General features: G+C 55.1%; 20 protein-coding genes and 1 other RNA gene. 9 read left to right on the top strand and 12 right to left on the bottom strand.

Going from position 1 to position 23,972, the window contains the following annotated elements; all coding sequences use genetic code 11:
* Positions 1 to 287: 287 nt before the first annotated feature.
* On the bottom strand, positions 288 to 683 hold the full coding sequence (gcvH, locus tag ACYVG7_RS17275; RefSeq protein WP_460884326.1) for a glycine cleavage system protein GcvH: 396 nt from the start codon (positions 681 to 683) through the stop codon (positions 288 to 290).
* A 468-nt stretch (positions 684 to 1,151) separates the two neighbouring features.
* Between gcvH and ACYVG7_RS17270 the strand changes: the two genes are divergently transcribed.
* Complete coding sequence (locus ACYVG7_RS17270; RefSeq protein ID WP_460884325.1) at positions 1,152 to 3,422, top strand: putative bifunctional diguanylate cyclase/phosphodiesterase; 2,271 nt, start codon at positions 1,152 to 1,154, stop codon at positions 3,420 to 3,422.
* Here the strand turns inward: ACYVG7_RS17270 and ACYVG7_RS17265 are convergent.
* The 3 genes from ACYVG7_RS17265 to ACYVG7_RS17255 all read right to left on the bottom strand — a co-directional run bounded on the left by ACYVG7_RS17265 (position 3,419) and on the right by ACYVG7_RS17255 (position 6,524).
* On the bottom strand, positions 3,419 to 4,630 hold the full coding sequence (locus ACYVG7_RS17265; RefSeq protein ID WP_460884324.1) for an FAD-dependent monooxygenase: 1,212 nt from the start codon (positions 4,628 to 4,630) through the stop codon (positions 3,419 to 3,421). The two genes, ACYVG7_RS17270 and ACYVG7_RS17265, sit on opposite strands and share 4 nt — an antisense overlap.
* Positions 4,627 to 5,820, bottom strand: coding sequence for a 2-octaprenyl-6-methoxyphenyl hydroxylase (gene ubiH, locus ACYVG7_RS17260; protein ID WP_460884323.1), 1,194 nt, complete (start codon positions 5,818 to 5,820; stop codon positions 4,627 to 4,629). The genes ACYVG7_RS17265 and ubiH overlap by 4 nt, the downstream gene beginning before the upstream one ends.
* A 140-nt stretch (positions 5,821 to 5,960) precedes the next feature.
* Complete coding sequence (locus ACYVG7_RS17255) at positions 5,961 to 6,524, bottom strand: UPF0149 family protein (protein WP_460884322.1); 564 nt, start codon at positions 6,522 to 6,524, stop codon at positions 5,961 to 5,963.
* Between the two features lie 172 nt (positions 6,525 to 6,696).
* Here ACYVG7_RS17255 and zapA point away from each other — a divergent pair, with 172 nt between their 5' ends.
* The 4 genes from zapA (at position 6,697) to rpiA (ending at position 8,533) form a co-directional block, all read left to right on the top strand.
* Positions 6,697 to 7,014, top strand: a complete 318-nt coding sequence (gene zapA, locus ACYVG7_RS17250) for a cell division protein ZapA (protein ID WP_460884321.1) — start codon at positions 6,697 to 6,699, stop codon at positions 7,012 to 7,014.
* 16 nt (positions 7,015 to 7,030) lie between these two features.
* Positions 7,031 to 7,213, top strand: a non-coding RNA gene (gene ssrS, locus ACYVG7_RS17245) — 6S RNA.
* Between the two features lie 4 nt (positions 7,214 to 7,217).
* The gene (locus tag ACYVG7_RS17240; protein ID WP_460884320.1) at positions 7,218 to 7,805 is read left to right on the top strand and encodes a 5-formyltetrahydrofolate cyclo-ligase; all 588 of its coding nucleotides are present in this window, start codon (positions 7,218 to 7,220) and stop codon (positions 7,803 to 7,805) included.
* Between the two features lie 68 nt (positions 7,806 to 7,873).
* On the top strand, positions 7,874 to 8,533 hold the full coding sequence (gene rpiA / locus ACYVG7_RS17235) for a ribose-5-phosphate isomerase RpiA (protein WP_460884319.1): 660 nt from the start codon (positions 7,874 to 7,876) through the stop codon (positions 8,531 to 8,533).
* A 71-nt stretch (positions 8,534 to 8,604) separates the two neighbouring features.
* Here rpiA and ACYVG7_RS17230 read toward each other — a convergent pair whose 3' ends face one another.
* The 4 genes from ACYVG7_RS17230 to ACYVG7_RS17215 all read right to left on the bottom strand — a co-directional run bounded on the left by ACYVG7_RS17230 (position 8,605) and on the right by ACYVG7_RS17215 (position 13,231).
* Entirely contained in the window at positions 8,605 to 9,633 is a 1,029-nt protein-coding gene (locus tag ACYVG7_RS17230) for an MraY family glycosyltransferase (protein WP_460884318.1), read from the bottom strand.
* Between the two features lie 228 nt (positions 9,634 to 9,861).
* The gene (galE, locus tag ACYVG7_RS17225) at positions 9,862 to 10,878 is read right to left on the bottom strand and encodes a UDP-glucose 4-epimerase GalE (protein ID WP_460884328.1); all 1,017 of its coding nucleotides are present in this window, start codon (positions 10,876 to 10,878) and stop codon (positions 9,862 to 9,864) included.
* Positions 10,879 to 11,012: 134 nt separating this feature from the next.
* Positions 11,013 to 12,221: an acetate kinase gene (locus ACYVG7_RS17220; RefSeq protein WP_460884317.1), complete on the bottom strand. Its 1,209-nt coding sequence runs from the start codon at positions 12,219 to 12,221 to the stop codon at positions 11,013 to 11,015.
* A gap of 410 nt (positions 12,222 to 12,631) precedes the next feature.
* Positions 12,632 to 13,231, bottom strand: coding sequence for an HAD family hydrolase (locus ACYVG7_RS17215; RefSeq protein ID WP_460884316.1), 600 nt, complete (start codon positions 13,229 to 13,231; stop codon positions 12,632 to 12,634).
* 135 nt (positions 13,232 to 13,366) lie between these two features.
* On the opposite strand from ACYVG7_RS17215, the gene ACYVG7_RS17210 reads away from it, so the two are divergent.
* Both ACYVG7_RS17210 and ACYVG7_RS17205 read left to right on the top strand, forming a co-directional pair.
* Positions 13,367 to 13,516, top strand: coding sequence for a hypothetical protein (locus ACYVG7_RS17210; protein ID WP_460884315.1), 150 nt, complete (start codon positions 13,367 to 13,369; stop codon positions 13,514 to 13,516).
* Positions 13,517 to 13,525: 9 nt separating this feature from the next.
* Positions 13,526 to 14,416 (top strand): cation transporter, encoded by an 891-nt coding sequence (locus ACYVG7_RS17205; protein ID WP_460884314.1) that lies wholly within the window; start codon positions 13,526 to 13,528, stop codon positions 14,414 to 14,416.
* 121 nt (positions 14,417 to 14,537) lie between these two features.
* Here the strand turns inward: ACYVG7_RS17205 and phoU are convergent, their stop codons facing one another.
* From phoU to ACYVG7_RS17185, 4 genes are read right to left on the bottom strand one after another with little or no spacing between them, the layout of a single operon-like run.
* Positions 14,538 to 15,239: a phosphate signaling complex protein PhoU gene (gene phoU / locus ACYVG7_RS17200; protein WP_460884313.1), complete on the bottom strand. Its 702-nt coding sequence runs from the start codon at positions 15,237 to 15,239 to the stop codon at positions 14,538 to 14,540.
* A 25-nt stretch (positions 15,240 to 15,264) separates the two neighbouring features.
* Positions 15,265 to 16,062, bottom strand: a complete 798-nt coding sequence (pstB, locus tag ACYVG7_RS17195) for a phosphate ABC transporter ATP-binding protein PstB (RefSeq protein WP_460884312.1) — start codon at positions 16,060 to 16,062, stop codon at positions 15,265 to 15,267.
* Positions 16,063 to 16,114: 52 nt separating this feature from the next.
* The gene (pstA, locus tag ACYVG7_RS17190) at positions 16,115 to 17,761 is read right to left on the bottom strand and encodes a phosphate ABC transporter permease PstA (protein WP_460884311.1); all 1,647 of its coding nucleotides are present in this window, start codon (positions 17,759 to 17,761) and stop codon (positions 16,115 to 16,117) included.
* A gap of 25 nt (positions 17,762 to 17,786) precedes the next feature.
* Entirely contained in the window at positions 17,787 to 20,024 is a 2,238-nt protein-coding gene (locus tag ACYVG7_RS17185; protein WP_460884310.1) for an ABC transporter permease subunit, read from the bottom strand.
* Between the two features lie 346 nt (positions 20,025 to 20,370).
* On the opposite strand from ACYVG7_RS17185, the gene ppk1 reads away from it, so the two are divergent.
* Together ppk1 and ppx are read left to right on the top strand one after the other, a co-directional pair.
* On the top strand, positions 20,371 to 22,446 hold the full coding sequence (gene ppk1 / locus ACYVG7_RS17180) for a polyphosphate kinase 1 (RefSeq protein WP_460884309.1): 2,076 nt from the start codon (positions 20,371 to 20,373) through the stop codon (positions 22,444 to 22,446).
* Positions 22,436 to 23,926 carry an exopolyphosphatase gene (gene ppx / locus ACYVG7_RS17175; RefSeq protein WP_460884308.1) on the top strand — a complete coding sequence of 497 codons (1,491 nt, stop codon included), beginning with the start codon at positions 22,436 to 22,438 and terminating at the stop codon, positions 23,924 to 23,926. Before ppk1 ends, ppx begins: the two co-directional genes overlap by 11 nt.
* Positions 23,927 to 23,972 lie beyond the last annotated feature (46 nt).

Below are 23,972 nucleotides of genomic sequence, written 5' to 3'. Positions count from 1 at the left end.
CCAAGTCATCCCATCACCACCACGGTGACCGGATAGCGCCTGTCACGGCGCTGCGCGCCATGCCCGGCGCACATAAAAAAAGCCCGGGCATGCCCGGGCTAAACAAGTGCTACGGAATCGCGATCCAAGATCGCATGTTCAAGAAGAGACTCGCCCTCGTTGAATGCCGCTAAATTAACACACTGAAAATGCAACGCAAACGTTTTACATTGAGATTTAATTCACAATTCACTGACATAAACGCATGAACCAGCATTTGCTTGGCAATGAAAACGGCTTCTCAGCCGCTAATCCAACTCATTTTCCAACATCTGCTGATAAGACTCAGCATCCATCAAACCATCGAGCTCCTCAGCCTCCTCCAGCCTCACCCGGAATAACCAACCCGCACCGTAAGGGTCCTGATTGATCTGCTCTGGCGAGGCTTCCAACTCATCATTGACACCGATGACGATGCCACTGACCGGGGTATACACATCCGTGGCCGCCTTCACCGACTCGGCAACGGCCACATCATCTCCCTCCAACAGTGCCGACCCCAATTCCGGCAACTCGACAAATACCATATCCCCCAACATGGCCTGGGCATGGTAGGTAATGCCAACCACGGCTTCGTTGTTCTCCTCCAAGCGCACCCATTCATGAGTGGAGGTATAACGCAGTTCACTCGGAATATGACTCATATCAGCACCCTCTACGCATGAACAACGATGAAATCTCATAGACGAATCACAGGCTAGGCAACCTAGGTACGGCAAAGAACACAGGTTCGCATACCGCCTTGACGTCACTCCTTGCAGTGTAGACAGCCCCTCTGACAAAAATGAAAAGCTTTGCATCGGTTTCTTGAGTCAGGCGGCAATTCTCAGATCCTGTCTCGCCAACCACACAGTTCTGCGCTTCTCGGGCTCGCATGTTCTGCGAAGAGATGGTTTCATGACCCTGAGTGCTCTATGTTTAAGCCAATGAGGATCGAGATATCGAGCCCACAAGCCATGGGCAACCGCGATCCTGCAGCATGATCATCCGATAAAGAGAAAGCCGTAATGCCACTAAAATCCAGATTCCTCTCCCTACGCCAACAAGGTCTTGTGGCTGTCGTGCTGATCGTGCTGGCTGCAGCTGGATCCATATAGCTGGAACAGACGGCTATGGCACAGGATGTCGAATCGGCGCAAGAAGATAACGCCGATCGCTGGATCCAGCAGCTGCTGCAGACCCTGATCGCTGAACGTCAGCAAGCCATGACACAGCGATTGCCAACAGACCCGTCGGATACCACAGACGATTTTGTTTTTTTGCATTGGTATCCGGAGTCGGCTTCTGCTCCTCTGTCATTCCATGCCCCGGTTGCCGATACCGTACTGCAGGATCTATGGGTACGAGCGCAAACAGAACCCGCTAATCAGATTGAATGTGCCCAGCAATGCCTGCTGATCCAATCGGTAGTACACATCCGCCTCGGGGCTCCGGGACGCTTGATCGCGATCAGTCGACTCGACCCACTGTTGCAACGCTTGCAGCAGGCCAGCGGCATAACCGGTTTCTTCCTGGGAGCACTACCTGCTACCACCTCTGCAGAAACCCCGTGGCAAACACTGTCATATCAGGCATATAGCGAACTGTTATCCAGCGCCACAAGCTCGCTATTACCTAAAGCAGTGCAGCGAATCATGTCACAACAACTACCGCCGACGTTGACTGTGGGCCAATGGAGTAAGCTGCTTGCCGATGCGCTGCTGGCCCACCAGATCTGGATGACGCCGCTGACCGATGCATCCAGCCAGGGCCCACTCTATCTACTGCTGATGGCTAAGGCGCCGGTACCTAACACAGTCACCCGTCTCTGGCACTGGTTTCCGTTATGGGTGGCCATCGTGGCGGTGCTGGGTTGGTCCGGATGGCAGTGGACGCGGATCCGACGCCTGCAGCAGTTATTGGCCCTATCCACCGGCGATACCTCGAGTGAGCCACTGGCGCCAACTCGCTATCCGGCTCATGACGAATTGTCGATGATGACTCGGCAGGTCCGGGCATTGCAGCAACAACTGGATGACAACACCGCGACCCTGGCGCAACAAGCCACCTTGTTACAGCAGCACAGCTTGTATGATCCCCTGACCGGTTTACCCAATCGGGATTGTTTTATGTTCGAGGTGGGCCGCCAGTTGGCCGCATTGCAGCGTTACCCGGTACAACTGGCCTTGATCCTGCTCGAGATCAATGGCTTCAAGCAGCTAAGCCATTCAGTTGGCCATCAGGAGGGGGAACGACTGCTGCAACGGGTGGCCCAGGAGCTCAGCCTGTCGGTTCGCGAAGCAGATCTGCTCTGCCATTTAAGTGGTGACCTGTTTGCCTTACTGATCAGTAACTTGCAAGATGAGACCCAGGTCCACATCATCATCGCCAAATTGCAGTCCCGTCTAGAATCTTCCTTACTGCTGACGGAGCGTAATTTTGCGCTGCAGTTCTCCGCCGGTGTGGTGATGATTGATAGCAGCGAGATCCCGGCCAATGAATTACTGCGTCAGGCCGAGATGGCTCTCAACGAAGTGAAACTGCAAGCGGACCAACGCTATCAAGTCTTCACTCCGCAACTTCAAGAAAAATCAGTGCGTAACCACTTTATTGAACAACGCCTGAGTCAGGCTCTGCGGAGTGGTGAGATCTACCTGCAATACCAGCCGATCCAGGATTGTAAACAACAAAAAATCATTGGATTGGAAGCCTTGAGTCGCTGGCAACTGCCCCTCGAGGGCAACATTCCACCGCTGGAATTTATTCCCATTCTGGAGAACAGTCGCTTGGGGCTGCAATTTGGTAACTGGGTTCTGGAGCAGGCGCTGCATCAACTGCATCAGCTGGATGTCGCCGGTATGACCGGCTTGCAGATGGCGATCAATCTGACCGGGCAGCAATTGCTGGATCCGGAGCTAAAAAATACTTTAGAGCGCTTGACCCTGACCTACCACATCATCCCATCCCGCATCTCTCTGGAATTGAACGAGCAGGCATTGCGGGTCAATTATCAGCAAGCCCAGCAGGTGATGACCGCCTTACAACAGGCAGGCTATCGCCTGACACTGGATGATTTCGGTACTGGCTATTCCGCCTTGACTTATCTCAGCCGCCTGCCCTTCCACACCATCAAACTGGATCGCAGCTTTACCTTGCGGATGCTCGATTGTGAAATAGATAAGCAGCTGGTTGGTAACATCATCCAGATGGCCCATTCGCTGGGCAAACGGGTGGTTGGCGAGGGTGTGGACAATAGCCTGCAATCCTTATGGTTGCAGGAGCTGGGCTGTGATCAATTGCAGGGACATATACTGGCGGCGCCGATTGGTGAATGCGACTTGCTGAGCAAGCTGGCTCCCTTCTACCAATATCCGCGCGTCAATACGCTCGATTCAGCCCGTTAAAATCGGGTCTCGACAAGGGGGCTCGCCAGCGTTGGCTGCTCCCCGCTCAACCCCAACGCTCGACGGACCAACAGGCTCTTGAGCGGCGAGAATCGGTCCAGCACTCCCATTCCCAGAGCGCGCACACCTCGACTCAGCGGATCAGACAGAACAAACAGACGCTTGATCGCCTCCATTGCCACCAGCATCTGCGCCGCTTCGGTCTTGCGCCAGCGACTATAGGCCGCCAGAAAACCAAGTTCGCCATTCCAGCGCTGCGCATCCACCTGGTGCCGAATTGCCTCAACCAGCGCGGCGGCATCCATCAACCCCAAATTGACCCCCTGACCCGCCAGCGGATGTATGGTATGAGCGGCATCGCCAACCAGAATACAGCCGTCACGGATGATATCCCGCGCATAGCGTGCCTTGAGCGGCACTGTGCCTCGCACAACAACCAGCTCGCATGCCCCCAACACCCCATCGGCAGCTATCTGCAGCGTCTTATTAAACTCGGCTTCCGGAAGCGCCTGTAGTTGATGGGCACGCTCCGGAGAAACCGACCAGACGATGGAGCAAAGATTGGGCTCCCACAGCGGCAGCAGGGCCAGAGGGCCTTCGGAGCTAAACAGCTGGCGCGCGCAGTTGCCATGGGGCTCGGCAGTACGGATGGTCGCCACCAATGCGGTATGGGCATAATTCCATTGCGTGAGTGGAAAATTGAATTGCTGCCGTAAGCGGGAATGAGCACCGTCGGCACCGATGAGCACGCTGGCTAGCAACGGCTCCCCCTGCTCAGGCAAGATCAAGGTCCCGGCCGCCGAAGGGGAAAACGAGGCAATCGAGCAAGGGCACAGCTGCTGGACGTCGCTGCCCGCCAGTTGCTGCCATAAGGCGGCGACTACCGCCCGATTTTCAACAATATGTCCTAGTGCCGGTTGCATCACCGACGTCGCGTCAAAATGCAAACGCGCGTGACCATCTCGCTCCCAGACTTCCATAGAAGTGTAAGCTTGCCGACGGACTAACGAGTCCCAAGCTCCAAGTCGACTTAAAAAGTTGGTAGCAGCCAGGTTCAAGGCGCTGACCCGTAGCGCTGCCTCCGGGACCAGAGATTCAGGCTCATGCTGCTCCAGCAGCGCAATCCGTAAGCCACAATCTTTGAGACCCACGGCGATGGCCAATCCGACCATGCCGCCCCCGATGATGGCAATATCTACGGTTTTCATTCGATTAATCCCAAGGCTTGTCTGGCTAGATGTTGTTTGAGCGAGGCGCAACGATTCATCGCCAACAACCCCAAGGTCCGGCCGGAGACCAGAGGCACATGGGGGGAGGCAAATAACCGAGCCAGAGTACTGGTCATCCAGATGGTGGTGTCTACGTCTGGACGCCGAGCGGCGCGGTAACATCGCAATACGGATGCCGAACCCACATCGAGATGAGAATGCCATATCGGCTGTAACTGCCGATAGAGCGTCATGATATCGCGCAAACCGAGATTGAAGCCTTGCCCGGCCACCGGATGAAGTTGCTGAGCGGCATTGCCCAACACCAGAAGGCGGTGATGCCCGATATCTTGGGTCTGTCGCAGGAACAGTGGATACAACTCACGGGAACCCGCCAGCATGAAGCGGCCAGCCCGATAGCCAAAGGCGTGTTGCAAGCGTTCGAGGAACTGATCATGACCCCATACTGAGGCCTGTTCGGCCTCAGTATGGCGCAGAGACCAGACTACCGAGAGTCGGTTCGCGCCCAGTGGCAATAGGGCCAATGGCCCCGATTCGGTAAACCGCTCCCAGGCTCGCTCAGGTGGTGTCCCTTGGGTCAGCAGCGTGGTAATTAGCGCCGTTTGCTCGAATGATTCTTGCCGCCAATTCAGACCTAATTTGGTACGCCAGGAGGACTCGCCACCATCGGCCAGCACCAACAAACGGCACCGGGCGCTCTGGCCATCAGTTTGCCGGATCACCACAGAGTCGTCGTGAAACTCGAGATCCTGAACGTGCGCCGGCGCTCGATACCCAATCTCGGGACTCGCCTCCAGGCGTCGCAACAAACGCTGACCGACGGCATGCAACTCGACCACGCCGCCCAACTGTGGGAGCCCATATTCATGAGCCGTCAGTTCGACACGACCCAAATGGCCGCGATCACTGACATGGATGGAACGAATGGCCGCCGAGTCTGACAAGAATTCGGCTTGCAATCCCAGTTCAGCGATCGCCTGTTGGCTGCCGTAGGAGAGCGCGATAGCGCGAGCATCAAATCCCGGATGATCGATAGAGTGCGGGCGTCGGGATTCAATCAGCAGTATCCGCGGTGGATGCCCCTGCAGATCACGCAGGCGGGACAACGCCAACGCCAGCGTCGAACCCACCATGCCACCGCCCAGGATCGCAACATCAAATTCTTGCATCACCAATGCCAAGGAAAGAGTGAAAACCCATTAGAGCCTGTTCGCTGCCCGGCGGCAAGCCGAGGTCGAGATGTTCATTGGGCCCGAAGATACACAGAGTCAAATAGCATAAACGTTGGAAATCCCGAGCCACAGAACCCTTAATGCAGGGTCTTGGAAACCAGTTCAGCCGGTCGTTGGCCAAACTCTTCAAACGCCATCATGGCACCCAGCTTCAAGTGTTCATAAATGACGATATAAGACTCTTCGGTCTCGGGCTCATCGTCCATTTCCTGCTCCAGCTGAGTAATGTCACTGATATCACTCAGCATTTCCTGCAATTCATCCGAAGCCTGGCTCAGATCGCGCTGGATCACGGCAAACCCCGCCAGGAAGGCCTGGGCCCAATCGCTCATCGCCAGCAAACGATCCTCCAGGTTTTCATCCTCTTCCGGCAACAGTAACTGCAAGCCTGCTTGTAGGGTTAAGCTCTCCAGTGTGGCCGCAAAGAGCGCCTCGAGCCAAGTATTGACCGCCACCGGTAACGCGACACCGTCATTCACCAACTCGTTAAATTCTTGCAGCCAGGCATCACGACGGATCGGCGCGCCACCACACAACATGCCACACAACACGCCATGCAGTTCTGCAGGCGTCGCCATCACATCCTGAGCATCGAGCAGCTCGGCAGCCACACCGTATTGTTGTAAAACATCATGAGTCATAGGTCTGGCCTCTTTTCGTACAAGAAAACATCAATGGATGAGCGTAAAGGAGACGATCCTATCACTGCCTCCATGAGACGGCCAGCCAAGCCTTGAAAGTTGCAGATCTGCACTATATAGTCGCCCCTAATCGAGACAGGCCAGTTCATACCGCAAGATAGATGAGGAACACATGACCACCGGGATTGAAGCTGTTGAAATCAACATCATGGGGCGTGTCTATAAACTCTCTTGCCAAGCAGGACAGGGTGCCCATCTGCACTCCGCCGCAACTGAACTCAACGAAACGCTGACTCAAATGCGTCAGCGTTCGCGCAGTAGTAACAATGAGCAATTGGCGGTCATGGCGGCACTCAATTTTTGTCACGAATTGGCACTTGAAAAAAACAAGAACCGCCAATACTCTGAGACTATGGATCAGCGCATCAGAATGCTTCAGGCCACCATCGAAGAGGCCCTGAAAGAACAAGGCAGACTGCTACAACGATAGGCTAAGATTAAAGTAAATCTCCCTGGGGTGTTCGTCAGCGGATCAAAGTCCCTGAGCCGATATTTTTCCCTTAGGAAGTCGCTTTCCGACTATTGCGCATGCTCGGCTCGTACCGAGAAGCCTGCGGTTGGATCCAGATTTCCGCCTTGGACCTCAGGGTTCAAGGGCCACGAACTGCAACGGCACCACCGGGGTTCTTCTTCATGTCACAGCGTCAACTCATCCGCCAGCAGCTACGCACCATGCGTCGTGATCTGGCACCGGATTATCAGCTAGCATCAGCCGACCAGCTCGTTTCTCAATTCACGCAACACCCGTTGATTTGTCATGCCAAACGGGTCGCACTCTATCTGGCCAGCGATGGCGAGCTCGATACCCGCCCAGTGATCGAATGGTGCTGGAGCCGGGGCATTGCCGTCTGTTTACCGGTACTCCATCCGTTTAGTAAAGGCCATCTGCTGTTCGTCGATTTCCAGGCTGATACCCCTATGTCCAGCAACCGTTTCGGGATTGCCGAACCAGAGCCGAATTGTCAGACCATCATCGTCAAATCCGCTATCGACATCGTCTTTACCCCGCTGGTTGCTTTTGATGCCCATGGCAATCGCCTCGGCATGGGCGGCGGCTTTTATGACCGAACACTAGCAGGTTGGCACCAGCATCGTTTGGGCCCCTATCCCATTGGCATCGCCCATGACTGCCAGCAGATCGACCGGGTACCGGTAGAAACCTGGGACGTACCGCTCCCCGAAATTATCACTCCCAGCCGTCGCTGGCACTGGCCATTGTAGAATCCAGGCTGCTGCTTTAGCGCCATCTCCGCTATAATCCGCCCGAGCGAGTACAGCAGGAGAGAAAAGTGACTCAAGATGAAATGAAAAAGGCCGTAGGTTGGGCCGCGCTGAGCTATGTGCAACCGGGCACCATTATCGGTGTTGGCACAGGCTCCACCGTCAACTGCTTTATCGATGCCCTGGCCAGTATCAAGGATCAGATCAAGGCCGCGGTATCCAGCTCTGAAGCCTCCACCGAACGCCTCAAGGCTCTCGGCATCACAGTGATGGATTTGAATGACGTCGACAGCTTCGACCTTTATGTCGATGGTGCCGATGAAATCAATCCGCAGATGGAGATGATCAAGGGCGGTGGTGCCGCCCTGACCCGGGAAAAAATTGTTGCTGCCGTCGCCCGCCAATTTGTCTGCATCGTCGATAGCGGCAAGGTCGTCGAGACCATGGGGCGTTTTCCGCTCCCGGTCGAAGTCATCCCCATGTCGCGGGAATATGTGGCGCGTGAGCTGAAAAAGCTGGGCGGTAACCCCGTGTATCGGGCTGGGGTGTTGACGGACAATGGCAACCAGATCCTTGATGTGCACGGTTTGCACATTAGCAACGCCAAGCAACTCGAATCCCAGATCAACAATATCGTGGGCGTCGTGACGGTCGGCCTGTTTGCCCATCGGGGTGCCGATGTCGCGCTGGTCGGTAGCCCGGAGGGCGTCAAAACGGTCACTCGCTAAATAGTTGAGTGCTGTTTCATAGCAAAACAAGAAGGCCCGCATTGCGGGCCTTCTTATTGCTCGAACATAGCTTACAACGCAGGTTCCGTGTCCATATCGTATCGCCCGGCTTTGAGATATAGGCAAGCGGCAGCAATCGGCAAGATGGCAAGAGCTAACAACACTAGCCCCCAACCTTCAAACTCCATCGCCAGGTAAGCCAACGGGAATAGCCACAACCAGCAGATGGCACACAACAATACCGTAACGTAGAAATGGCTATCCCATTTCCGGGCCAGGATCTGGTAGGCATGATTTTTATGGCTGGATGGCATCAGGCTCAACGCAAAACGCGCGCGGACCAGAAAGGTGGTCACCACATCGGTGATAAACGCCGCCATCAAAATCAACCACACCCACAGATTGATCGAGGTATCCCCGGCCAGGTGTAACCCGAGCAGACTGATAAACAGACCAAGAAAACTACTGCCCGCATCACCCATCATGATCCGGGCTGGCGGCCAGTTCCACGCCAGGAATCCTAAGATAGGTGCACACAGCAGGATCAGCGGGATAGTCCACTGTAGCTCGCCAGAAATCGCCAGCAGCGAGGCCGCCGCAAAAATCATGATGAAAGACTGGCTGGCCACCAGGCCATCAACCTCATTCATCACATTATTCAGATTGATAAAGCCCAGCAGTAGTAATCCCAATAGCGGAAACCACCAGCCAGATAGATACAGATAGCTATCGAACACAATGACGATTAAATCCCGGTCATACCAGGTGAGCGCCAGAGAAACCGCCACCACTTGCAGCAACAACCGCACCCGCAAGGTCAAGGGTCGAAGATCATTGGCGATACAAGCCAGCAGTAGAAATAGCCCGGAAAAACTCAAACTGCGGGCCGCCGCAATATCAATCAGATCATAGCGATACATCACCAGATTCAAGGTAATCATAGTGATGACCAGAGCAATGCCACCACCACGGGGAACCGGCTCCAAATGATGATGTCGGAATTCGGGGATCGCTAACGCATGACGCCATAATGCATAGCGACGAGCGACCCCGGTCAGAGCAAAACACAGAACAAAGAAAGCGAGAAAAAAGAGCATCATAGTGCAAGTGATTTACCGCTCAATAAAGCGGACCCCAGAACCAGACAGAACAAGATGTGCATAGTACGTTATTTACCTGCGCCCTGCACCCTGCCATGGGGGCTAGCGTTAAGAATCTGCTAATCCTGACGGCCGATATTGCCTTCACTGGAATTAACAGATCACGCCACGATTGTACTGATGATGTTGCCAATAAAGCAGGGCTACTTCTGGTAGCCCTGCTTAGGTTTAGTTGCTCTGATACCCGGATGGATTACTCGATTGCCAGTGCCAGCTATCTTTCATCATTTGCTCCAGATCCCGTTGTGCATGCCACCCCAATTCGGAGAGCGCCAGTGCCGGGGCGGCCCAACACTCGGCAATGTCACCGGCGCGGCGCGCCACTATCTGGTAAGGAATTGTCTGCCCGGAGGCACGCTCGAAGGCCTTAACCATGTCCAGAACCGAGTAGCCAATCCCGGTGCCCAGGTTGTAGGTAAAGACACCTCTCGCCTCGGCAATCCGCGCCAGCGCTTTGAGATGCCCCAACGCCAAGTCCACCACATGAATGTAATCTCGCACCCCGGTCCCATCCGGTGTCGGATAATCATTGCCGAAGATAGAGAGTTGCGGCAAACGGCCAACGGCGACCTGGGTGATGAAAGGCAGCAAGTTGTTGGGAATACCGTTCGGGTCTTCACCAATCAGCCCAGAAGGATGGGCGCCGACCGGGTTGAAGTAACGCAGCAAGACGATGCCCCAGCGCGGATCGGCCTTGGCGACATCGCGCAATATATCCTCACCGATCAACTTAGAGCGACCATAAGGATTGGTGGCGGCTAATGGAAAATCCTCGCGGATCGGCACCGCATGCGGATCGCCATACACGGTAGCCGATGAGCTGAAAACCAGATTAAACACCCCCGCCTGGGCCATGGCTTCACACAACGTCAAGGTGGCGGCAATGTTGTTCTGATAATAGGTCAGCGGAATACGGCAAGACTCGCCTACGGCCTTCAAGCCTGCAAAGTGAATAACAGCGTCAATGCTATGTTCGGCAAAGACCCGATCCAACGCCGCGCCATCGCGCACATCCAGCTCATAGAAAGCAGGACGTTGACCGGCAATTTGCTCGATTCGGTCAAGAACCACCGGGTGGGAATTGCAAAAATTATCGACGACTACCACCTGCTGGCCAGCCAGTAACAACTCGACCACGGTATGACTGCCAATATAACCGGTCCCACCGGTCACCAAGATCGCCATCATGACTCCTTATTTCTTATGTTCATAAATCCCGTTGCCAACGATTTGGCAGACTCATCATACCCTCAAGCCTGACGAGGTAGACAGAAAAAAGCCTGCCGAATGGGCAGGCTTGATCGTCAACGGAGCAAGATTCAAGCGAATCGAGCCGCACCCTGAGCGATGACCAACTCTTCGTTGGTCGGAATGACAAACGCTTTGGCTGAACCCGCTTGGGTGATCAGGCCGCCATTGCCAAACCGTGCCGCTTCATTGCCCTTGGCATCTTCGATGTAACCAAAGGGGGCCAGCAGCTCCAGCACACGACTGCGCATCATCATGGAGTTCTCACCGATACCGCCGGTAAACACCAGCGCATCGACGCGCCCCAAAGAGACATAGTAGGAGGCAATGAACTTGGCCAAGCGATAGCAGAACATATCGAATGCCAGAATGGCCTTCTCATCGCCCTCTTCCACGCCCTGGGTAATGCCACGAAAATCGCTGGTCTTGCCGGAGATACCCAGCAGACCAGATTTCTTGTTCAGAACATCCTTGACCTGCTCCAGGGTGTACCCCAGTTCATCGACCATGAAGAAGACGATGGAAGGATCCACGTTACCACAGCGGGTTCCCATCATCAGACCTTCCAGCGGGGTCATGCCCATACTGGTGTCGATACTCTTACCATTCTTCACCGCGCAGACCGAGGCACCATTACCCAGATGGGCGGTAATGACATTGGTTTCTTCCAGGGGTTGGCCTAATTGCTCAGCGGCCTTGAGGGCCACATAGTAGTGACTGGTGCCATGCATACCGTAACGGCGCACGCCATGCTGATGATACAGCTCATCCGGCAGGGCATAGCGGAACGCCGCCGGGGCCATGGTTTGATGGAAAGCGGTATCGAAGACCAGGACATGAGGCAGTGCGGCAAACAGACGGCGAGCCGCGCGGATCCCCAACAAATGAGCCGGGTTATGCAACGGAGCCAGGGGAATGCACTTCTCGATAACCTTCTCGACTTCGTCATCGACCAGCACAGGTTCAGAATAGAACTCGCCGCCATTCACCACCCGGTGACCAACAGCAATCAGGGAGTCCAGCAGGTCGTGCCGACCATGGAGGACTTGCTCTTCCAGGAAGGTCAACGCCGCCGTGTGATCCGCACCCGCTGCCAAGGCAGCCTTCTGCTTTTCACCGTCATCGCCAAAACGCCAGCTGATCTGCGCCTCGGGCAAGGTCAAGGCTTCCGCCAGACCAGACAGGTACTGTTGTCCACTTTCCGGGTTGATGATAGCGAACTTCAGGGAAGAACTACCGCAGTTGAGTACCAGTACAGTCTGGTTATTACTTGTATCCATTCTCTCCTCGCTTTGCTGCAGGTGCGGCGACGGCCCCACCAACGCTGTTCAAGGTCAGGGTGAACACCAAGCTAGGGTGTTCAGCGATGGCCACCAAAAACGTTTGTCTCAAACAGTTTCGAGACATCCAATCACTATCTCTATCAGAAAGTGTGCCAAGGTCTGCGGCATGCTCCCTGCGTGCGCCATCATCCTGCCCCTGTGCAGAGAAAGGATCTCAACGTGATAGCCATCGTTGTCCGGGCCCAAAAGCCCCGTCGAAGACAAGTGTGCACAAGTTACCATTAGACGGCTTTTGTGAGCAAACCCGCAGTATCAAGGAACTGGATCTTCCTTGACCAGGATCAGACTCTGCGATTCAAAGGCCAACTATTGAAAGCGTTTACTAAAAAAACAACAACTTTGAGGCATTAAACACCGAGCAAGCCACGAGCTTGTAACTCACCGCGGCACTGCTGGGCATCCTGAAACACAAAAGCATCCAGCCCCAGCGCCAGTGCTGCATCAACGTTCTCTTTTGAGTCGTCGATAAACAGACAATCCGCCGCAACCAGTCCAAATTGCACCAGCATGGCCTCAAAAATCGCAGGCTCCGGCTTGATGAGTCCAACGCGGGATGAAATCACCACATCCTTGAACGCAGACCAGAAACTGGCGTGCTGCTGCAGATAAGCGGCACTGACCTGGCCCATATTGGACAACGCATATAAGGTATGTCCTTGTTTTTTCAAGTCATCTAGGATTTCAACGCTCGCAGGCAGAGTTTGCAACGAGGGAGCAACAGCCGCGTAAATCCCATGAATGATCGGCTCATCGACTTCGGTGCGCTCGATCGCCTGGGCGGCGGCTTGCTCCAGTGTCAGCGAGCCCCGATCCACCTCCAGCCAGTCCGGGTGGACAAACAGATGCTGAGCCAGACGCACAGCCCCCGGGCCATCGATCACGGAGCGAACAATGGCGACCGGATCCCATCGCACCAACACATTTCCGAGGTCAAAAATAACGTTCACTATTGGCTCCTGGGGTACTCTGCCCCTTGTTCATCAAATTGTCGGTTGTCATACTAACAGCGCCTACCGCCGCTGTCTTGCCGACAACCGCGCTGGCTCTTCATGACCATCCCAACCATGCCTTTCGGAGGCCTTATGCAAACAGAGCGTCTGCCCTACTTCACCCTGTATGATACGCAGGAACCTATATCGGCTCCCCTCTTTACCCGCTTCATCGTTCCGGTCCCCGTCGGTTGGTCTTCTTCTTCGTTGCATGTCAAAGGTCCCTTTAACCAACTGGGTTAAGGGGGCGACATGACATCTTCTCTTCACGAATCCCGAATTCTCCGTGCCCTGGCGTTCACTGATGGCAGCTTTGCCCTGATTGGTGTTCTTGTGGCCCTACATGCCCATTCGCTAGCAATCTGGCTTGATGCTCTGTTCTCGTTGCTGTGTGCATTGATGATTGCCTTTGAATCAAGCCTGGTAAGCCGCCTCGGCGAGCCTGACTCCCGCCAAAGGCCCAACGGCTTGGCCGCCTGCGAACCGCTACTGGTGACTCTCAAGGGACTGGTTCTGATGCTGATCTGCCTGCTGACAGCCGGAAAATCAGTGCACAGTATCTGGCAAGGTGGCCATAGCACCCAGGAGCTCCCCCTGATTGCGTATGGCGTGTTCGGCATGTTGCTCTGTGGCAGCTTGTCCTGGTGGCTCGGCGGTATGGCGCGGCGATTACGCTCGCCCATTCTAGCCACCGAACAGCACTACTTCCGCTTCGATGCGCTGATAAGTCTCGGCGTCACACTGGCATTTGTCATCTCCAGTCTCTTGCAACAGAGCGCCTGGTCCTGGCTAGCCGCTTATATAGACCCGATGCTGAGTCTGGTGATGGTGCTCATCACGCTGCCGGTTGCGTTAAAAGTCAGCCGTCAGGGATTATGGGAGTTGCTGCAACTTCCTGCCGACCAGCACTGGCAGGGCGAGATAGAGCGCCAAATTCTCGCGACTCTGGATGCCAAAGAGCGTGCCTGTATCGAACCCCGGCTTATCAAGCAAGGGCGCCGGTTGCGGATCCAGTTGCATGCCAATCCACGCAATGCCTCCTGGGATAGCCAGCAAGTGACGCGGCTATGCCAGAAGGTCCGACAAGCCACCGAGCATTGCGCCCCGCACCTGAGTGTCGAGTGGGTGATATCGAGCCCTTAACCACGACCGAAGCCGGGACAACCTGCAGGCAATAGAAACATCAAGGCCACCTCGCGGTGGCCTTGATGTTTCTATTGCACAACAGCAGTGGCAGTGGCTCTGCAGAGCCGGATGCACGACTTCAGATCGAATCCAGATCCGAAATCTTGGTATGACGGACATCCTTACCCTTAACGCAGTAAATGATGTAGTCGCTGATGTGCTGGCAACGATCGCCAATCCGCTCCAGAGATCGTGCGGCCCACAACACTTCCAGCACCTGGGGAATGGTACGTGGATCTTCCATCATATAAGTCATCAACTCGCGAATGATGGATTCGTATTGCCGATCAATCTTGTCATCATCGTGATAGAGCTGGATGGCAGCTTCGACATCCATGCGGGCAAAGGCATCCAGCGCATCATGCAACATCTTGATGGCCTGACGCCCCATGCTCTCCAGCGACACCAGCGGCGGCTGGGAGCGGTTGTTATTGTTGTTGATCACCATGCGCGCCAACTTGTCGGCGACATCCCCCATCCGCTCCAGATCGGTGACCGACTTGGAGATCATCAGGATCAACCGCAGATCCGATGCCGTGGGCTGACGCTTGGCAATGATGCGGGTGCACTCCTCATCAATGCTGATCTCCATGCTGTTGACTTGCAGATCGGTTTCCACAATCCGCCGGGCTAATTCCAGATCCTGGTCGTGAATGGCCACCAGCGCATCGGAGAGCTGTTGCTCCACCAGTCCGCCCATTGCCAGCACGTTGTTGCGCACCGCTTCCAGTTCAGTATTGAACTGACCGGAGATGTGCTTGTTCAGATTCATGTTATCCATGGTCATATCCTCGGAAGCAGTTCAATTAGCCGTAGCGGCCAGTAATGTAGTCTTCGGTCTTTTTCATCTTCGGCTTGGTGAAGATGGTATTGGTATCCGAGTACTCGATGAGTTCACCCATATACATGAAGGCGGTCTGATCCGAAACCCGCGCCGCCTGTTGCATATTGTGGGTGACGATGACCACCGTATATTTGCTCTTGAGCTCGTTGATGAGCTCCTCGATGGTCAGGGTGGAGATCGGATCCAGCGCCGAAGTCGGCTCATCCAGCAGCAGCACCTCTGGCTCGATGGCAATCGCCCGGGCGATGACCAGACGCTGCTGCTGACCACCGGAGAGACCGAAAGCATTCTCGTGCAAACGATCCTTCACCTCTTCCCACAGCGCGGCGCCACGCAAGGAGCGCTCGACCGCCTCATCCAGCAGGCGCCGATCACTGATCCCCTGCAGACGCAGGCCATAAACGACATTTTCGTAAATGGACTTGGGGAATGGATTCGGACGCTGGAACACCATGCCGACCCGACGACGCAGCGCCGCCACATCGACGCTCTTGTCATAGATATTCTGGCCATGCAGGGTGATGGCACCCTTGATATGACAAATTTCCACCAGGTCGTTCATGCGGTTGATGCAGCGCAACAGGGTGGACTTACCGCAACCGGACGGACCGATAAAGGCGGTCACCTGCCCTTTGGGGATCTTCATGCTGACATCAAACAGTGCCTGCTTGCTGCCATAAAACAGATCCAGACTCTTGATCTCCAGCGCCGTTTTTTCCGTCGGCAGGTTCACCAAGTCAATGCTTTCGCTCTGGCTCATTGTGGGAGTAACGTTAATCATCGTTTACCTCGAATTCGGAAAAAAGCTGGGCTTAGTTATCCAGCGCGCGATACTTTTCACGCAAATGGTTACGAATGCTGATGGCGGTCAGGTTCAACCCGACGATCACGGTCACCAGCAGGAACGAAGTGGCATACACCAGCGGCCGTGCCGCCTCGACGTTCGGGCTCTGGAAGCCAACATCGAAGATATGGAAACCCAGGTGCATGAACTTACGCTCCACGTGCAAATAGGGGAAGTTACCATCCATCGGCAAGGTGGGTGCCAGCTTCACGGCACCAACCAGCATCAGCGGCGCCACTTCACCCGCGGCCCGGGCAATCGCCAGGATCAGACCGGTCATGATAGCCGGGCTCGCCATGGGCAACACGATGCGCCACAAGGTTTCAGCCTTGGTGGCTCCTAGTGCCAGCGAGCCATGTCGCACCGCGCTCGGGATCCGCGATAAGCCTTCCTCGGTGGAGACGATGACAACCGGCAGCGTCAGGATCGCTAGAGTAATCGCCGACCAGATAACACCGGGTGAACCAAAGGTCGGATTCGGCAACGCCTCTGGATAGAACAGCTTATCCAGCGAGCCACCCAGCACATAGACGAAGAAGCCCAGACCAAATACCCCGTACACAATCGAGGGCACACCCGCCAGGTTGATCACCGCGATGCGAATAAACTTGGTCAGCGCATTCTTACCGGCATATTCGTGCAGGTAAACCGCCGCCACCACGCCTAATGGCGTGACGATGACGGTCATCAGCAGCACCATGAACACGGTGCCGAAGATCGCCGGGAATACACCGCCTTCGGTATTGGCTTCCCGAGGGTCATCCGAAACAAACTTGCCGATCTGGTGAAACCAGAATCCAATCTTGCTCAGCAGGCTCATGTCATTGGGCCAATTGACATCCAGCACGTTCGACAGAGGAATGGTCACCGCCTGCCCACGCATGTCCTTGACGACCAGACTATCCCGCAAGGTCTGATCCCGCAGGGTAAACAGCTGTTTCTCCAACTGGGCATAGTGGTCATTCAATGCCTTGCGCTCGGCTTCGATACCCGCTTGTGCCGCAGCCGTCAGAGCATGGTCCAACTCCAGACGACGCTCCTTGAGACGCAGTTTTTCTAGCTGGTAGTTGATAGCGCCAATATCTGCATGCTGTAACGAGCGAACCTGGTCGTTGATCTCGGCAACCCGTTCGATACGGCGTTGCAATTGCTGATGCAGATCGCCATCAACGGCTTTACCAGACTCCAGCACCTGCTCGATATAACCGTAGAAGTTGCCGTTGGTGGTCCGCTCCAGCACCGCCAATTCTTTGGGCGTAGTGCGGGAGCGGATATTGGTCTCCAGGACCCAGCGGAAGTCCAGCGGCACGAATTCCCGGTTGCCGGTCTTCACCAGATAGCGTTCCAGCACTTCGCGCTCTTCGCCTTCCAGCTTCAGACCAGTCGCCCGCAGACGAGCGGTCGGCACCAGTTCGCTATCGTGCAGCTCGCCGACCAACTGCTCAGTTTGACCATTATTGTCAATTTCCCACTGGTAAATGGTATGTGGCCAGAAGTAGACCAGACCACGCCAACCGATGAGGAGCAACAGCCCCACTACGGCAATCAGACTCAAACTGACGGCGCCACCTGTCATCCAGATCCAGGGAGTGCCCGATTTAAACCACTTGTTCATTGTCGTTTGATTCCTTGAGGGCCCATTACATCGAGCTGTACTTGTCACGCAGACGTTGACGGACAAACTCGGCCACGCTGTTGAAGATGAAGGTAAAGACAAACAGTACAAACGCTGCCAGGAACAAGACCCGGTAGTGTGAGCTGCCCACTTCCGACTCCGGCATCTCGACCGCGATATTGGCAGCCAGCGTCCGCAAGCCCTGGAATATGCTCATATCCATGATCGGGGTATTACCGGTTGCCATCAGCACTATCATGGTCTCACCCACGGCGCGGCCTAACCCCATCATCACCGCCGAGAAGATACCCGGACTGGCGGTCAGAATGACCACCCGGCTCAGGGTCTGCCAGGGGGTGGCACCGAGGGCCAACGACCCCTGCGTCAGGTGCTTGGGTACCGAAAACACCGCGTCTTCAGCAATCGAGAAAATGGTCGGGATCACCGCAAAACCCATGGCGATACCGATGACCAGTGAATTCCGTTGGTCAAAACGCATGCCCAGGGTGTTGGTGATAAAGCCACGTGCATTACCCCCCATGAACCAGCCTTCCAGTATCGGACTGACCGTCAGACAGAGATATCCAATCAAGACCAGCACCGGTACCAACATCAACGCCTGCCAGCCCTCAGGCACGCTTTCCTTGATCCGGCGAGGCAGGTGATGCCAAACAAATGCCGCCAGCAGCATCGACAGCGGCAACGCCACCAGCAGTAAGAAAATGCCGGGCAGATGTTGTTCGATCATGGGAGCCAGCCATAAGCCCGCCAGAAAACCGAGGATCACCGTCGGCAATGCCGCCATGATTTCTACGGTCGGTTTGACCACTTTGCGCATGCCTGGCGACATGAAATAACCGGCGAAGATGGCCCCAGCCAGTGCAATCGGTACCGCGAACAACATGGCGTAGGCGGCCGCTTTCAGCGTGCCGAAAGCCAATGGCACCAGACTCAACTTAGCTTCAAAGTCATCCGAGGCTGATGTGGACTGCCAGACATACTGCGGCCCTGGATAGCCTTCATACCAGACCTGTTGCCACAGGGCCGACCAGGTGACTTCCGGATGCTCGTTCTTGACATGGAAAAATTGGAACTGATTGCCAAATTCCACCAGCAGGCTGTTATTGCGAGGCGACAACACCAGGCTATCGATGCTGCCCTGACCAATCACTTCCGACAGCAAACGGGTCTCACCGGTGGCATGGAATAGATCGACATGGTTTTCCGCCGAGAGCGCAATGAAGCCCTTGCGACTATGCTCCACCGCCAACTCACGGACTGGCCCGGAAGCCTGGAACTCACGGATATGAGTAAACTGGCGAGTGCCGTCCTTGAGGACTTCGAACCACTGGGAGATGACCCCATTGTCATTGGCAACCAGCAGCGAGGAGGCACCACTGAGCAAGGCAACCTGAGTCACATTGCCGCCAGCAGCATTGATCTGGATCGCCGAACTCAGACGGATATTATCCAGATCGCGAATATCGAATACCGACAGCAGTTTGCCGGAGCGAGCCAGCAGATAGCGCAGATCCGGCGTCAACAAGACCTGCTCGACGGTACCGGGTAGCGGCGGCAAGGCATAACGCTTGGTCGTCCACTCCACCTCGCCGGAAAGGAAGTTCTCTTCCCCGACGCGGGCCGTCAGCAATGTCTCGCCATCAGCTGTAGTCGCGGCAAACACCGCCAGCGCACTGGTTGCCTCATAAGCCAGATGGGTAATGGCGCGCCCACGCTCGTCGAGCACAATCGGCTCATTCCCCAGCGGATACTTGAGCACAGCCTCCGTGACCCGCTTATCGTTAGGATAAGTGACCACAAAGTCAGGCTGAACCACCTGGGCGGTACCATCAGCAAAGCCGTAAACCACCTGACGCTTACCCAGCGAGGTGGTAGTCACGCTCGTTACCTGACCAGCCACCGCATCATGTTTGATGAGTTGACCGACCGGAAAACCCGAACCGCTATCCAGTGCAAAAAAATCCAGTTGTCCTTCCCGACTGAAGCGGTAGCCAATCTGATTCTGGTCATCAATCCCCAGCAAGGCGGTTTGTCCCTGCACTGGCAGGGTAATTTCGGCTTTGCGAGTGATAGTGGCCGAATCGAAGATCGGTTTCACCACATACAGCAGATAAAAGAAAATCAGCAGCAATGCTACCAACACCAGGATCCCCCCGGCGGTGACACTGACGCTAGCTAGTTTGTCCTTGATTCGCCGTTTGCGACTGCCGGACATCGTCACATTGACGGTTTGGGTTGACATCAAAAAACCTCGACTGGTTCTAGGCATGGGCGGATTGTATGTCCATTCCATGACAGTTTTGTTACAGCGCGAACTAAACATCTGTTTGCAGGTACCAGAAGTATGGCGCCGGTTTATGACAACCTATCGTCATTGCTGGCTGCAGTTTCATCATCCGCCCCCCGCCCTCACATTCTGGTGCTATGGCCCGGCCATTTCCACACGTCGAGGTTTGGCACTGATGCCATAAATATGTCATGTTATTGACATATAAGGGTGTCACGAGCAAGCCACTATCACCCAAGGCCGTTTAAGCTAATTCGCAACGGGTGGCCGTGACTCCAGTAACATGATTCCGAGGGTAGCAATGAGTAGTGACAATCTCTGGATTGAAAAAGAGCTGAGCTGGCTCTCCTTTAATGAGCGGGTTCTGCAAGAAGCCATGGACAAGAGCGTGCCGCTGATCGAACGAGTGCGCTTCCTGGGGATTTTCTCCAACAATCAGGATGAGTTCTTCAAGGTCCGAGTGGCTGACGTCAAGCGCCGCGTACTCATCCATAAGGAGCATGGTGGGGATCCGGAAGCCGAGGATCTGCTGCATGCCATTCAGGATAAGGTCAAGTGGCTGGGTGAAACCTTCGACACCACCTATCGGGAACTGATGCTCTCCCTGGCGCGACACAATATTTTCCTCATCAATGAAAGTCAGGTGTCGCTCGGTCATCAGGCGTGGATCAAAAAATATTTCAAAGACAAGGTGCTGCGCCATATCAGCCCGATCCTGCTGACTGAAGACAGTGATCCCATCGCCTTCTTGAAGGACCAGTACACCTATCTGGCGGTGAAGATGAAAAAAGAGGGGCGCTTGGTGCAATACGCCCTCATCGAAGTGCCGACCGATTATCTGCCCCGCTTCGTGCCCATGCCACCCGATGAATCCAACAAGCGGCGCAAAGCCTTAATCATCCTGGATAACGTCATCCGTTTCTGTCTGGATGATATTTTCCGGGGTTTCTTTGATTATGACGAAATCGCCGCCTACTCGGTCAAAATGACCCGGGATGCCGAATACGACCTCTCTGCCCAACTCAACCGCAGCGTGCTGGATAATATGAGTGAAGGGTTAAAGCAGCGCCTCAAGGCGATGCCGGTCCGCTTCGCCTATGACCGAGAAACGCCACAGAGCATGGTCACCTTCCTCACCGCCAAACTGAAGATGAGCTTCTACGACTCCATCATGCCTGGCGGGCGGTACCACAACTTCAAGGATTTCATCGGTTTCCCCAATGTAGGCCGTGATTATCTGGAAAACCCCAAGCTCTCGGCTCTCAACAGCCATGAATTTGACCAACACTTGACCCTGTTCCAGGCCATCGCCGAACAGGACATACTCCTGTATTACCCTTACCACAAGTTTCAATACTTCACCGAGTTGCTGCGCCAAGCCTCCTACGATCCGGCCGTCACCTCGATCAAGATCAATATCTATCGGGTTGCCAGTCAGAGCCGGGTCATCGACTCGCTCATCGATGCCGCCAACAACGGCAAACGCGTCACTGTGGTGGTAGAGCTGCAAGCGCGCTTTGACGAGGCCGCCAACATCCAGTGGGCCAATCGCCTGACGGAAGCCGGGGTCAAGGTCATGTTCGGGGTGCCGAGCCTCAAGATCCACTCCAAACTGTGCCTCATCAGCCGCAAAGAGAATGGACAGACGGTCCGCTACGCCCATATCGGCACCGGTAATTTCAACGAGAAGACCGCCAAGATCTACACGGACTTCTCCTTGTTCACCCGCAATCAAGAACTCGCGGCCGAGGTTTACAGTGTGTTCGAGTTTATCGAACATCCGTTCCAGCGCTTCAAGTTCAATCACTTGCTGGTCTCGCCCATCAACTCCCGCCGTAACCTCTACAGCCTGATTGACAGCGAAATCAACAACGCTAAAAGCGGGCTACCAGCACGCATCACTCTTAAGATCAATAATCTGGTCGATAAGGGCATGGTCAGCCGGCTCTATGCCGCCAGCCAGGCCGGGGTCAAGATCCGCATGATCATCCGCGGTATGTGCTCGCTAGTCCCCGGATTACCTGGCATCAGTGATAACATCGAGGTCATCAGCATCGTCGATCGCTATCTCGAACATCCGCGGGTCATGGTGTTCCATAACAATGGCCAGCCCAAGGTTTATATCTCTTCGGCGGACTGGATGACCCGAAACCTAGATTTTCGCATTGAAGTCGGTGTCCCCATCTATGATGAGAAGCTGCGTCAGCGGATCCTGGACATTCTGGAGCTACAGTTCAGCGATACCACCAAGGCACGTTACATTGATGCCGAGCAAAGCAACCGCTATGTTCCGCGGGGCAATCGCAAGAAGGTTCGCTCGCAAATCGCCATCTATGACTACCTCAAGCAGTGGGAGCAACAACTGAATGCCGAGTAATCTGCTGGCTGCCATTGATTTAGGTTCCAATAGCTTCCACCTGGTGGTGGCTCGCGTACTCGACGGTCGCATGCAGATCGTCGATCGCCTCAAAGAGCGGGTACGGCTCGCCGAAGGCATGGATGAGAATAAATGTCTGAGTGAAGAAGCCATGCAGCGGGGATTAAATTGCCTCGGCCTGTTCGCCGAACGCTTGAGCGGCTTCAAACCCGATGCGGTGCGCATCACCGGTACCTATACCCTGAGAGCCGCCAGCAACGCCCAAGTGTTCTTGGATCGGGCCCGCGCCCTACTTCATCACCCGATCAATATTATCTCCGGTCAGGAAGAGGCACGCCTGATCTATCAGGGGGTCGCGCATACCCAGCATCTGGATGGCCGGGTGCTGGTCATCGATATCGGGGGTGGTAGTACCGAGTTGATCATCGGTGAGCGTTTCACGCCGCTCGCCCTGACCAGCCGCAAAATGGGCTGTGTCACCTTCAACAAACAATTCTTCACTAACGGTAAACTCAGCGACAAGAATTTTAATGCCGCCATTCTGGAAGGCTTACACCAGTTGGAGCCAATCCTGACTCAATATCAGCAGTTGGGATGGGAAAGCTGCCTGGGTAGCTCGGGCAGTATCAAGGCGGTGCGGGAACTGCTGGTCGCCCACGATGACGATGGCGTAATCACCCTGTCGCAGCTCGAGCAGCTCAAGTCGCGCATGATTGCACAAAAGCGGATTGAACAACTCGATCTTCCCGGTTTGACCGAGGATCGTCGCCCGCTGATTGCCGCAGGTGTTGCCATTCTGATTGCCCTATTCCAAGGCTTGGGCATCGAGCGTATGGACTACTCGGACGGCGCCCTACGCGAAGGTTTGCTGTATGAATTCGAACAGCGGCAGCAACATCAGGATATTCGCGCGCGCACGGCGTTTGGTATTGCCGATCTCTACCATATCGACAAGCAGCAAGCCGCGCGGGTTGAGGCCACTGCCTTGCAACTGTTTGATCAGGTTGCAACCCGCTGGCAGCTGGACGCCGAACTCTATCGCCCCCTGCTGTGCTGGGCGGCCATGCTCCACGAGACGGGTCTCGCCATTAACTACACCGCCATCCAGCGTCATTCCGCCTACATACTGGAAAACTCAGATCTACCGGGGTTTGATCAGGAAGAGCAACAACTGCTGGCAACCCTGGTGCGGTTTCACCGCAAGGCCATCAAGAAGCAGGAGTTTTACTCCATCCCCAACTTTGTCGATGAGTCGATCTGGCGGGCCATTCGCATTCTGCGCCTGGCTGTAGCGCTGCACCATCGGCGGCTGGATAACCTGCTGCCCACGCTTCGCCTCGAAGCCGAAGGCAACTTGTGCCGTCTGTTCCTGCCCGCTAACTGGGCCGAAGCGAACCGGCTGCTGGTGCAAAACCTGGTGCGCGAACAACAATATATGGAAGCTCTGGGCTGGGAGCTGGATCTGCAAACCACTGGCTGAGTCCACCTGCCGTTCGTGTCTACAAGACCTGTTCTTGAGGATGGTG

The organism is Pseudaeromonas pectinilytica, assembly GCF_054780855.1.
Note: the sequence above shows the minus strand (reverse complement) of the source record. Positions and strands in the feature narration are given on the sequence as shown.